The organism is Agrobacterium sp. YIC 4121, from assembly GCF_002008205.1.
Classification (GTDB): domain Bacteria; phylum Pseudomonadota; class Alphaproteobacteria; order Rhizobiales; family Rhizobiaceae; genus Agrobacterium; species Agrobacterium leguminum.
This window is the reverse complement of the sequence record NZ_MRDI01000006.1, coordinates 122,450-135,011: the sequence shown is the minus strand read 5'-3', so window position 1 is coordinate 135,011 and position 12,562 is coordinate 122,450. Positions and strand designations below refer to the sequence as shown.

9 protein-coding genes are annotated in these 12,562 nt (G+C 58.4%); 5 read left to right on the top strand and 4 right to left on the bottom strand.

Going from position 1 to position 12,562, the window contains the following annotated elements:
- The first annotated feature begins 52 nt into the window (after positions 1 to 52).
- Positions 53 to 856, top strand: a complete 804-nt coding sequence (locus BTE54_RS09850; RefSeq protein ID WP_065656875.1) for an exodeoxyribonuclease III — start codon at positions 53 to 55, stop codon at positions 854 to 856.
- Positions 857 to 876: 20 nt separating this feature from the next.
- On the opposite strand, the gene BTE54_RS09845 is transcribed toward BTE54_RS09850, so the two are convergent.
- Positions 877 to 1,332, bottom strand: a complete 456-nt coding sequence (locus BTE54_RS09845) for a cyclic nucleotide-binding domain-containing protein (protein ID WP_003520283.1) — start codon at positions 1,330 to 1,332, stop codon at positions 877 to 879.
- Between the two features lie 147 nt (positions 1,333 to 1,479).
- The gene (locus tag BTE54_RS09840) at positions 1,480 to 2,163 is read right to left on the bottom strand and encodes a response regulator transcription factor (RefSeq protein ID WP_003505216.1); all 684 of its coding nucleotides are present in this window, start codon (positions 2,161 to 2,163) and stop codon (positions 1,480 to 1,482) included.
- A gap of 286 nt (positions 2,164 to 2,449) precedes the next feature.
- On the opposite strand from BTE54_RS09840, the gene BTE54_RS09835 reads away from it, so the two are divergent.
- Positions 2,450 to 2,953, top strand: coding sequence for a L,D-transpeptidase (locus tag BTE54_RS09835; RefSeq protein WP_143240707.1), 504 nt, complete (start codon positions 2,450 to 2,452; stop codon positions 2,951 to 2,953).
- 76 nt (positions 2,954 to 3,029) lie between these two features.
- On the opposite strand, the gene BTE54_RS09830 is transcribed toward BTE54_RS09835, so the two are convergent.
- Positions 3,030 to 3,599 (bottom strand): CarD family transcriptional regulator, encoded by a 570-nt coding sequence (locus BTE54_RS09830; RefSeq protein ID WP_003505223.1) that lies wholly within the window; start codon positions 3,597 to 3,599, stop codon positions 3,030 to 3,032.
- Between the two features lie 541 nt (positions 3,600 to 4,140).
- Here BTE54_RS09830 and BTE54_RS09825 point away from each other — a divergent pair.
- Both BTE54_RS09825 and BTE54_RS09820 read left to right on the top strand, forming a co-directional pair.
- Complete coding sequence (locus BTE54_RS09825; RefSeq protein WP_078052307.1) at positions 4,141 to 8,901, top strand: NAD-glutamate dehydrogenase; 4,761 nt, start codon at positions 4,141 to 4,143, stop codon at positions 8,899 to 8,901.
- A gap of 106 nt (positions 8,902 to 9,007) precedes the next feature.
- Positions 9,008 to 10,384 (top strand): MFS transporter, encoded by a 1,377-nt coding sequence (locus BTE54_RS09820; protein ID WP_078052306.1) that lies wholly within the window; start codon positions 9,008 to 9,010, stop codon positions 10,382 to 10,384.
- 56 nt (positions 10,385 to 10,440) lie between these two features.
- On the opposite strand, the gene phaR is transcribed toward BTE54_RS09820, so the two are convergent.
- Positions 10,441 to 11,016, bottom strand: a complete 576-nt coding sequence (gene phaR / locus BTE54_RS09815; RefSeq protein WP_003520279.1) for a polyhydroxyalkanoate synthesis repressor PhaR — start codon at positions 11,014 to 11,016, stop codon at positions 10,441 to 10,443.
- Between the two features lie 243 nt (positions 11,017 to 11,259).
- On the opposite strand from phaR, the gene BTE54_RS09810 reads away from it, so the two are divergent.
- Positions 11,260 to 12,441: an acetyl-CoA C-acetyltransferase gene (locus tag BTE54_RS09810; RefSeq protein WP_078052305.1), complete on the top strand. Its 1,182-nt coding sequence runs from the start codon at positions 11,260 to 11,262 to the stop codon at positions 12,439 to 12,441.
- The last annotated feature ends 121 nt before the right edge of the window (positions 12,442 to 12,562 follow it).

Below are 12,562 nucleotides of genomic sequence, written 5' to 3'. Positions count from 1 at the left end.
GGAAACATGTCACGAGCCAGGCGGTTCGCGGCAGTAAAAGCGGAGCACATGCATGTCGTTTTCGATAACCACCTGGAACATCAACTCGGTCAGGCTCAGAATGCCGATTGTTGAGCAGTTTCTGGTACGTTACAAACCCGACATTCTCTGCCTGCAGGAAACGAAATGCCCGAATGGCGAGTTTCCGATGAAGCCGCTGAAGGCGCTCGGTTATGAGCATGTCATCATCCATGGCCAGAAGGGCTATCACGGCGTCGCCATCGCCTCGAAGATTCCGCTGATCGAAGACCATCGGCAGGATTATTGTGGCGTCGGCGATGCGCGGCATATTTCCGCGATTTTCCAGGTCGGATCGCGCCGCGTGCGACTGCATAATTTTTATGTGCCGGCAGGCGGGGACGAGCCGGATCGCTCGATCAATCCGAAATTCGGCCACAAGCTGGATTTTATCGAGGAAATGAAGGCGCTGCGCGCCGATGGCGTGCCTGGCACCTCGTCCATTCTCGTCGGCGATCTCAACATCGCACCGCTCGAAAATGACGTCTGGTCGCACAAGCAGCTTCTGAAGATCGTCAGCCATACGCCCGTCGAAACCGAAGGCATGCTTGACATCATGAAAAAGGGCAACTGGCTCGATCTGATGCGCCTGAACGTGCCGGAGACAGAAAAGATCTATACCTGGTGGAGCTACCGCGCCAAGGACTGGGAAGCGGCTGATCGCGGCCGCCGCCTCGACCACATCTGGTCTTCGCAGGATCTCGGTTCCTCGCTCGAAAAAATCGACATATTGCGCGAGGCCCGCGGCTGGAACCGGCCATCCGACCATGTTCCCGTCACCGCCCATTTCCGATTCTGAACAGGCTGAATTGTCTGGCGTCAGACGAAGCGGTTCTGCAAACGAGCCGCCCCTGCCGCCAGCGACGCGATATTGTCGCGAATACGCGCCGACACGATATCGGCAACCTCCGGAAACTCCTCCACCAGCCGGTGGAAGAGGATGCGCGTTATGCGGATGACTTCGGAATCCTCCACTGCCACGGCAGTAAACTTCCGTTCGCAGAGCGTGAAAAGCGCAAGCTCCGAAAGCAGCGCCCCCTTGCCCGGCGTCGCCTGCAGCACGGGCTTGCCATCCCGCCCTGCCGTGAAAAGCTCGAAATGGCCAGCCGTCACCGCAAAAGCGCATTCGGCCGGCGAGTGTTCCCGAAACAATGTCTGTCCGGCCGATACACGGCGGCGCTCCGCACCGAAGGCGATAAGCCGCAACTGGTCATCGCTGAACCCCGCAAATAACGGCACTTGCCCCAGCAGCATGATATCGTCCGTCAAGGCCATGTCGATCGTTACTCCGGAAAAACGCCTGCACCACTATAGCGGTTTTCCAATATCGGCCCTCAAAATACAAGCTGTTAGAACGCCGCGCGCCTTTTCGGACGCGCAGCGTGAGCTTTGGACACATAACAGGTAAAAAGAAGCACCTGCTCAGGGAACGATCTTGTATCCGCCGTTCTCGGTCACCAGAATCTCGGCGTTGGACGGGTCGCGTTCGATCTTCTGGCGCAGACGATAGACATGCGTTTCCAGCGTATGCGTTGTCACACCGGAATTGTAACCCCAGACCTCTTCCAGCAGGACGTCGCGGGTAACGACGGTGCTGCCGGCGCGGTAGAGATAACGGATGATCGCCGCTTCCTTTTCCGTCAGCCGGATTTTCTTGCCGTCCTCCGTCGTCAACAGCTTCTGGCTGGGCTTGAACTGATAGGGACCGACGGTGAAAACCGCATCCTCACTCTGCTCGTATTGACGCAGCTGCGCCCGGATACGCGCCAGAAGCACGGCGAAACGGAAGGGTTTCGTCACATAGTCATTCGCCCCGGCTTCCAACCCAAGAATAGTATCGGAATCGGTATCATGCCCGGTCAGCATGATGATCGGCGCCTTGAAGCCGCCCTTGCGCAACAGCTTTACCGCCTCACGGCCGTCCATATCCGGAAGGCCGACATCCATGATCAGAAGATCGACCTGGGCGGTCTTGGCGGTCTGCATCGCCTGCGCGGCATTGGCGCCGCTGAGCAGCGAGAATTCCTCATAGGGAGACAATTGCTCGGTCAGCGTCTCCCGAAGATCGTCGTCATCGTCCACCAGAAGGATAGTGCGAGCCGTCATTCGGATTCTCAGCCTTTCTTACTTTAGCGCATCGGCCCAAAAATCAGGCTCGATTTTCGAGAGACACGATGCGTAGTTTAAAAGAGTTAGAGCGTCCCTTATGCATCCCAAAAGATGCCTGGCGCTCTAATTACCAGCCAATTCAGCGGTTTGCCGATAAAAGGTCAACCCATTGCCATGATATAACGAAGTGCTATGACTTCACGTTGAATAACCTGCAAAGCAAAATCTCGTGAAAAACATGAGCACCCAGCCCGTAAGACAACGTAAACGCGCATCGACGCTCATGGTTCGGCCCGCCCCCTCGAAAATCAGCCGCGCCATCGTCCAGCTCGGGCATCTCACCTTTCCCGCCGCGATCGGACGCAATGGCCGCACTGCGCTGAAACGCGAGGGAGACGGAAAATCTCCCATCTCCACCATCGGCCTGCTGCACGGGTTTTATCGCGGCGACCGCCTTGCCGGCATCGCCACGGCACTACCGATGCAGCGAACACGCAAGTCCATGCTGTGGTGCGACGAGCCCCGTAGTCCCAGTTACAACAGACTGGTCAAGGCGCCCTTCGCCGCGAGCTATGAAGAGATGATGCGCAAGGACAGCCTCTACGACGTCTGCCTGGTGCTCGACTGGAATATCACCTCGAGACGCCGCAACCGCGGCTCGGCAATCTTCATGCATCTGATCAGACCGGGATATGAGCCGACGGCGGGCTGCGTCGCCCTCCATCCCCGTGACATGCGGCGCATCCTGCCGCATCTGCGCAAAGGCACGAAAATCCGCATCCTGTGAGTGAATTTCAGCCTGGAATCGGGCAACAAAAAACCCGCCATCAAGGCGGGTTTTTTTAGAGGGAAAAAGCCGGTTATTAAGCGGCTTCGTCCTGAGAATCGTCCTCTTCGACGGTCTTGCCGCGCTTGGGGCCCTTGGCAAGGTTCACTTCCACCAGGCGAACAGCCTCGGTTTCGGACATCTTGTTGACGGCGGCGATTTCGCGCGCCATGCGGTCGAGAGCAGCTTCATAAAGCTGACGCTCGGAATAGGACTGCTCCGGCTGATTTTCCGCACGGTAGAGATCGCGCACGACTTCCGCAATCGCGATGAGATCGCCGGAATTGATCTTCGCATCATATTCCTGCGCGCGGCGCGACCACATGGTACGCTTCACACGCGCCTTGCCCTGCACCACTTTCAGCGCCCGCTCGACAAAATCGCCTTCGGAAAGCTTGCGCATGCCGATGCTGACGGCTTTGGCGACGGGAACTTTAAGACGCATCTTGTCCTTTTCGAAATCAATGACAAAAAGCTCAAGCTTCATGCCGGCGACTTCTTGTTCCTCGATGGCAGAAATGGTACCGACACCATGAGCGGGATACACAATCGCTTCACCGGTCTTGAAACCGTGATGTGCTGGAGATTTCTTCTGCTGGGTCGTCATTCGTTCTAAAAACTCCCTGTTACATACCCGGGGATGCCGGGGTTGGGTCGGTCAGGCCCTGATGAGACGGGGGAACCGTCAGGTGACTCCGCACTGGTCCAGCCGTGCACGCAAAAACACACCTTCCCGTCTTGCGGGGTTCGATAACGTAAACGCTCGATATGTCACGGAAACCGCGTGCAAAAGAGGTGTTGCTTTCGTGGTGTTTTTGGGCACACAAATGCCACGCTGTGGATCAGTGTCGTTGGTGTACCACAAAAATAGGCGCAAATCAATAATTTGCTTCGACCGTGGCCGCAACATCACATGGCAGCCAAAGAACCGCCTAAAAATTAGCCGCAGAAATACTGTCAAAATGCTTCGAGACAGGCCTCACGGCAAAAGGAGCAAAAAAATTTCGTTTCCAAACTGAAGAAACACGAAAGCCTCTTAAACTCTTCGTAATTCCACGCCAATATCCGATTCGACTGAAAAGGCAAAATCCGCAAATTGGCGATGCTTTTTTATATTAAAGTGTGATTTTTGGAGGAATCCACGTCAAATGGGCTACAGAAACAATCCAAAACGCGAAAAACAGATCGAAAAAGCGCGCCAGCAGGCAATTGCCGAAAATGTCCAATTTCTTGATCCGGGTATTCTTTATGGAAGGGCGAGCGCCGACGATATAGAATATTATTCCGCTGAGATGCTGGCTGCGAGCGCCGCTCACAGCTTCGAGGCGCTTTCGCACTGGACCGGAGACGCTCCGTACATCGACATCTCCCAGGTGGAGGGCGTTTCGCCGCGGGATATTCCGGTAACGGTCCTGACCATTATCGGCCGCAATATGCCCTTCCTTTACGATTCCGTCATGGGCGAGGTCACCAGCAGCTATCGCGGTCTTTACCTCGCGGTGCACCCGATCCTGGTGCGCGACGAAAGCGCGCAGGCAGGCTACCGTCTTGCGGAACCCGAGGATGATCCCGCTGAAAATATCAGCCTCATCCAGCTGCATATCGCGCCGCTCACGCCGCAAGCCGCCGCAGCGCTGGAAGAAAGACTGCGCTTCGTGCTGACGCAGGTTCAGCTCGCCTATCGCGACTGGCGGCCCATGCTAGCGAAACTCGACGAGGCGCTGGATGAATTGTCCAAGCGCGGCTCGTCACGGCGCAAGACCGAGCGTATGGAAGCCGTCGAATTCCTCAACTGGCTTCGCAACGACAATTTCACCTTCCTCGGCATGCGTGACTACACCTATTCCGGTAAAGGAAAGAACGCGAAGATCGAGCGCGGTGACGGCGTCGGCCTCGGCAGCCTCAGCGATCCGGATGTCCGCGTGCTGCGTCTCGGCAAGAATGCCGTGACGACGACGCCGGAAATCCTTGCCTTCCTCGACGGCCCGGATTTCCTCATCGTCACCAAGGCCAATGTGAAATCCATCGTGCACCGCCGCGCCTATATGGATTACATCGGCATCAAGCGCTTCGACGAGGACGGCAATGTCATCGGCGAACTGCGCATCGTCGGCCTCTTCACCGCCACCGCCTATACGCGCTCGGTCAAGCAGATACCGCTGCTGCGCGCCAAGGTGGCGGAAGTCGAGCGGCATTTCGGCTTCGATCCGAACAGCCACTCAGGGCGTATCCTGCAGAACACGCTGGAAGCCTATCCGCGTGACGATCTCTTCCAGATCGAAACCGATCTTCTGATCCGCTTCGTCGAGCAGATCATGGAACTGAGCGACCGGCCGCGCGTGCGCGTTCTTGCACGTATCGACCGTTTCGACCGTTTCGTTTCGGCCATCATCTTCGTTCCGCGCGAGGAGTATAATTCTTATGTACGCGAGAAGATCGGCGATTATCTGAGCAGGGTCTATGACGGGCATATTTCCGCCTATTACCCCGCCTTCCCCGAAGGCGCCGTCGCCCGCGTCCACTTCATTGTCGGCCGAACGGAAGGCAAGACGCCGCGCATCGCCCAGGACAAGCTCGAAGACGCCGTCAGCGACATCGCGGCGCGCTGGATAGACCATTTCGTCGCCCTCTCCGAGCCGGGTGCACCCGTGCTGGAGGTCGATCAGGCCTATCAGGAAGCCTTCACGCCGGAAGAAGCGATCGGCGACATGCCGGATATTCTGGGCGCCGCGAAGGGCGAACCGGTCCGCATCGAATTTTACCAGCAGGAAGGTCAGTCGGCGGAGACGCTGTCGCTGAAGATTTTCCACCGGGACGGCCATCTGCCGCTTTCACGTCGCGTGCCGTTGCTCGAAAATCTCGGTTTCAACGTCATCAGCGAACGCACCTTCGATATCGGCGTCGTTTCGGATGGCGAAAAGCGCGACATCGTGCTGCACGACATGGAACTGTCCGTCGCCAAGGGAACGACGCTCGATCTGCCGCACTATGGACAGAAACTCGAAGAAGCTTTCCTCGCCGCCTTCTCCGGCAAGGTCGACAATGACAACTTCAACCGCCTGATCCTCGCCTGCGGCCTCACCGTGCGCGAAGTCTCCGTACTGCGCGCCTATGCGCGTTATCTCCGCCAGACCGGCATCGTCTATTCGCAGGAGCATATTTCCGAAACGCTCTATAAGTATCCGGCGATTTCCCGCAATATTTTCGCGCTGTTCAAGGCCGGCTTCGATCCGTCTGTCGATGAAAAGAAGCGGCTGAAGAAACTTGCCGAAATACACAAGGCAATCGAATCGGCATTGAGCGGTGTTCCCAATCTCGACGAGGACCGCACGCTCAGGCGTTACGTCAACGCCATCGACGCGACCCTGCGCACCAACTACTTCCAGAAAAATGCCGACGGCACGCCGCGTGACCTGCTGGCCTTCAAGTTCGATCCGAAACATCTGGACGGCCTGCCCGACCCACGTCCCTTCCGCGAAATCTTCGTCTACGGAACCGAGGTCGAAGGCGTGCATCTGCGCTTCGGCAAGGTCGCACGCGGCGGTCTGCGCTGGTCGGATCGCGGCCAGGATTACCGCACGGAGGTGCTCGGCCTCGTCAAGGCGCAACAGGTCAAGAATGCGGTCATCGTTCCGGTCGGGGCCAAGGGCGGCTTCTTCCCGAAGAATCTGCCGGCCGGCGGCTCCCGCGACGAGGTGTTCAACGCCGGCCGCGAGGCCTACAAGACCTATATCCGCACCCTGCTGTCCATCACCGACAATATCGTCGACGATGCCATCGTGCCGCCAGCCGACACGCTGCGGCTCGACGGTGACGACCCCTATTTCGTCGTCGCCGCCGACAAGGGAACAGCAACCTTCTCCGATACGGCAAACGGTCTTGCCCATGAGGCCGGTTTCTGGCTGGACGACGCCTTCGCATCGGGCGGTTCGGCCGGTTACGACCACAAGAAGATGGGTATTACCGCCCGTGGCGCCTGGGAAACGGTGAAACGCCATTTCCGTGAAATGGACACCGACATCCAGACCACCCCCTTCACGGTGGCGGGCGTGGGCGATATGTCCGGCGACGTTTTCGGCAACGGCATGCTGCTGTCGGAAAAGATCAGGCTTATCGCCGCCTTCGATCACCGCGATATTTTCATCGATCCGGATCCCGACACCGACAAGTCCTTTGCCGAACGCAAGCGGCTTTTCGAACTGCCGCGTTCCAGCTGGCAGGATTACGATCGTTCGGCCCTCTCCGCCGGCGCGATGATCATCTCGCGCTCCGAAAAATCGGTGACGCTGACACCGGAAGCTGTGGCCGCCATCGGCATCGACAAATCCGTCGCCACGCCCTTCGAGATCATGACGGCCATCCTGAAGGCGCCAACCGATCTTCTGTGGTTCGGCGGCATCGGCACTTACATCAAGGCGGCGGTGGAAACCAATGCCGAGGTGGGTGACAGAGCGAACGACCCCATCCGCGTCAACGCAACCGAGCTGCGCGCCAAGGTCATCGGCGAAGGCGCCAATCTGGGCATCACCCAGAAGGGGCGCATCGCCTATGCGCTTTCGGGCGGGCGATGCAATTCCGACGCCATCGACAACTCGGCTGGAGTGAACTCCTCGGACGTCGAGGTCAACATCAAGATCGCGCTTGCCTCCGCCGTTAACAGCGGTCGCCTGACGATGCCGAAACGCAACCAGCTTCTTGCTTCCATGACGCCGGAAGTGGCGCAGCTAGTACTGCGCAACAACTACCTGCAATCGCTGGCGATCTCGCTGACGGAGCGGCTGGGCCTTTCGAACCGCGAAGAACTCGGCCGCCTGATGAGCGCGCTGGAGGCGACCGGACAACTGAACCGCAAGGTCGAGACCCTGCCGAACAATGCCGAATTCAGCGAAAGATACGCCACCGGCAAACCGCTGACCCGGCCGGAAATCGGCGTGCTCCTTTCCTATGCCAAGCTCACCTTGTTCGATGCACTGGTGGCAAGCACGCTTCCCGACGAACCCTATCTCCAGCATCTTCTGGTCGATTATTTCCCGGCCAAGATGCAGAAGAACTATGCAGACGATATCAAATCGCATCGTCTGCATCGCGAAATCGTCGCGACCGCGCTCGCCAATGCCGTCGTCAATCGCGGCGGCCCGGGCTTTGTGCAGAAACTTGCCGATGCGAGCGGCCTTCTGGCGGCCGACGTTGTCAAGGCGGCGGTGATCGTCGAGGATGGTTTCGGTCTCAAACGCCTGTGGAGCGAAGTCGACGCGCTTGACGGCAAGGTTGGCGGTGAAGTCCAGAACGGGCTTTATGCCACGATCACGCGCATCTTCTCGGATGCGAGCAGGCTTTACCTGCAAACCGGGAGCGCCGGTGCGGCCGCAGGTGACATGGCGACCGAAATCGAGCGCCTGAAAACCGCCATCAAGACACTATCGCCGGCAGCTGCGAAGTATCGTCGCGAACTCGACGTCACGGAAATCGACGGCGTTCCTTCCGGTCTTCTGGAGGAACTCGATACGCTTTCCCTGCTCGTCTATGTGCCTGAGATCATGCGCATCGCCGAAAGCGCCGGCACCACGCTTGCCCGCGCCGCCGAAAGCTATGCCACGGTCTCGTCGACCTTCCGCGTCGCGCGTCTGCTGGATGCAAGCCAGCGCATCACACCGGCGGATCATTACGAGAGCCTGGCTCTCCTGCGCAGCCAGGACCAGATCTCCTCGTCGCGACGCCGGATCGTCATCTCCGCGCTGACCGAATATGCCAAGGAAAAGGATCCGGTTCAGGCCTGGTATGCGGCGGACCGCGTGCGGGTCAACCGCATCGTCTCCGAACTCGGCGCGCTCAGCGACAGCGGCGATACCAACCTTGCCCGTCTGACGGTCGCGGCCGGGCTGCTTGGCGATATTGTTCAGGCACGCTGATCGGCAGCCTCAAAAAACGCCATCCGGGTCTCCCCGGATGGCGCCAGACAAGACCGATGCACCCGCGTCGCGCATTTTATTTCCCGATTTTCCGATAGGACGATGAATGACTGTCCCTTCCCCAAATGCGGAAACAGTAGTTGCCAAACGCGGCATCTGGGGCTGGGTGATGTTCGACTGGGCGGCGCAGCCGTTTTTCACGGTCGTCACGACCTTCGTTTTCGGGCCTTATTTCGTCGCACGGCTTACCGACGATCCGATTTCAGCGCAGGCGACATGGAGCAACATGGCGACGGTGTCTTCGATCATCATCGCCCTCTTCTCTCCCATTCTCGGCTCCATCGCTGACCAGTCTGGCGCACGCAAGCCGTGGATCGCCTTCTTTGCCGTCATCAAGATTGTTAGTCTATTTTCCCTGTGGTTTGCCGCACCCGGTTCGCCGCTCATCCTGCCAATCGTCTGTATGATCCTCGCCTCCATCGCGGCGGAATTTTCCATCGTCTTCAACGATTCCATGATGCCGCGCCTGACCAACCCACAAAATGTCGGGCGCATTTCCAATCTCGCCTGGGGGCTCGGTTATCTCGGCGGTATGGTGGTGCTGATTGCCGTGGTGACGCTTCTGGCCGCAAATCCACAGACCGGGGTGACCATCGCCGGCATCAAGCCTCTTTTCGGCCTCGATCCTGCAACCGGCGAGGATGCCAGAATAACCGGACCGCTCGCGGCGCTCTGGTATCTCATCTTCATTCTGCCGATGTTTCTTCTCACTCCCGATGCTGAAAAGGGCTTGCCCTTCGCAGCCGCGATCCGCTCGGGATTGGGAGAACTAAAGATCACGCTGCGCGAGCTGCGCTACCGCCCCGTGCTGTTGCGGTTTCTGATTGCGCGCATGCTTTATCAGGATGGCGTCAATGGCGTTCTCATTCTCGGCGGGGCCTTCGCCGCCGGCATGTTCGGCTGGGCAACGATGGAAATCGGCCTCTTCGGCATCCTGCTCAATATCGTTGCCATCGCTGGCTGCTTTGCCGCCGGGCGCGTCGACCACAAGCTCGGGTCGCGCATCACCATCCTCATCAGTCTCGTGCTTCTGTTGCTGGCCACGCTCGGAATCGTCTCAACGGAAAAGGGCTCCACCCTTTTCGGGTGGATACAATTGTCGACCGCAGATAATGGCGGCATCTTTGCCACCGGCGCGGAAAAGGCCTATCTGCTTTATGGCGTTTTGATCGGCCTTGCCTTCGGCCCCGTTCAGGCCTCGTCACGATCTTATCTTGCCCGCAACATCACCGTGGCGGAGGCGGGCCGTTATTTCGGTATCTATGCGCTCTCCGGACGCGCCACCAGCTTCATGGCGACGCTGTCGTTTTCCATAGCAACCACAATAAGCGGCTCAGCCCATATCGGCATGGCGACGCTCATCGTATTTCTGGGATCAGGGTTCCTGCTGTTGCTGCGCGTGCCGGAAAGAACGGCAGGCTGAAAATCTGAAGCAAAAGCCGATGCGGTTTGCTGAAACCGGGCATCGGCCCGACAGGATCAAAGCTGATCGAGCTTTTGCTGCAATGCGCGCAACTGCGCCTTCAGCTCATCGATTTCGGATGCATTCGGCTTGCGGGTTTCCTTGGGCGCCTGCGGCATTGCGAAAGGTGTAAAACCCTGCATCGCCTGCCGGAACAGTTCTGTATTGCGACGGATCTGCTCTTCCATCATTTGCAGCGGCGCCTGAAAATTGCGGGCAAGCGAGCCATCACCGAAAGCCTTGGCCATATGCTCCTGCATCTGGCTCTGCTGGTCGGAAAAGGTCTTCATCGAATGTTCGAGAAATGTCGGCACGACCATCTGCATCTGGTCGCCGTAATAGGAGATCAATTGCCGCAGAAACGCCGTCGGCAGCAACGTATTGCCGGTTTTGGCCTCCTGTTCGACGATGATCTGCGTCAGCACCGCATGCGTGATGTCTTCGGAGGACTTGGCATCCTGAACCTTGAAGTCCTCGCCGCGCTTGACCATCTGCGCCAGATCATCGAGCGTCACATAGGTGCTGGTGCCGGTATTGTAGAGCCGCCGGTTGGCGTATTTTTTAATGATTGTTTCGCCGTCGTGTTTCGCCATGCCCGCCTCCTCGCGATGATGGTATTTTCTTGTTTTTTGGTCTTCTTGCTCTTCCCGGCGCAAAGTGTATGCGCAAAACGAGCCCTCTGACAAATGTTTTGTGCATCGCAACAGTTTGTTTTTTGCGCAGCAATTTTCCGCAAGATTTCAGTGTGATTTAGCAACATCTTTTAAAGCAACTTTCGCCATTTGACTTGTATTGAAAGCTTTGCCAGTCTCCGCCCGCAAGTGAGGAGAAAACTGATGACCCTGCCTTCAATCGTGATTGCCAGCGCCGCGCGCACAGCCGTCGGCTCTTTCAATGGCCACTTCGCCAATACGCCAGCCCACGAACTCGGGGCGACCGTCATCAGCGCTGTGCTGGAGCGTGCCGGTGTCGCGGCAAACGAAATCGATGAAGTCATTCTCGGTCAGGTCCTGACGGCGGGCGAGGGGCAGAACCCGGCGCGGCAGGCTGCCATGAAGGCCGGCATTCCACAGGAAGCGACCGCCTTCGGTCTCAATCAGCTTTGCGGCTCCGGCCTGCGCGCCGTGGCCCTCGGCATGCAGCAGATCGCGACCGGCGACGCAAACATCATCATTGCCGGCGGCCAGGAATCCATGTCCATGGCGCCTCACTGCGCCCATTTGCGCGGCGGCGTGAAGATGGGCGAGTTCAAGATGATCGACACCATGCTGAAAGATGGCCTCACCGACGCCTTTTATGGCTACCACATGGGCATCACCGCTGAAAACATCGCCCGCCAATGGCAGCTTTCACGCGACGAGCAGGACCAATTCGCCGTCGCATCGCAAAACAAGGCCGAAGCCGCGCAAAGCGCTGGCCGTTTTGCAGATGAGATCGTGGCTTTCACGGTGAAGGGCCGCAAAGCCGATATCGTCATTGATACAGATGAGCATATCCGCGCCGGAGCTTCGCTGGAAACCATGGCCAAGCTGCGCCCCGCCTTCGACAAGGAAGGGACGGTCACGGCCGGCAACGCCTCCGGTCTGAACGATGGCGCCGCCGCCACGCTTTTGATGTCGGAACAGAAAGCAGGAAAGCGCGGCATCAAGCCGCTCGCCCGTATCGCCTCCTGGGCGACGGCAGGCGTTGATCCGCAAATCATGGGCACCGGTCCTATCCCTGCCTCCCGCAAGGCGCTGGCAAAGGCCGGCTGGTCGATCGGCGATATTGGCCTTGTGGAAGCCAACGAAGCCTTTGCGGCCCAGTCCTGCGCCGTGGTGCGCGAACTTGGCCTTGATCCTGCGATCGTCAACGTCAATGGCGGGGCGATTGCCATCGGTCATCCGATCGGCGCATCCGGTGCGCGTGTCCTCAACACCCTGATTTTCGAAATGCGCCGCCGTAACGTGTCGAAGGGTCTCGCAACGCTCTGCATCGGCGGCGGCATGGGTGTCGCCATGTGCATCGAAGCACTCTGAAACCGCCGCACGACTTGGCAAAAAGCAATTCCGGTTCAGCGCGCAATAGGGTAGAAGCGGCCTCCCATTGGCCGCATTTCTGTGGCCGGTGAGCACGACGAACAAGTTCTGCAAGATATGG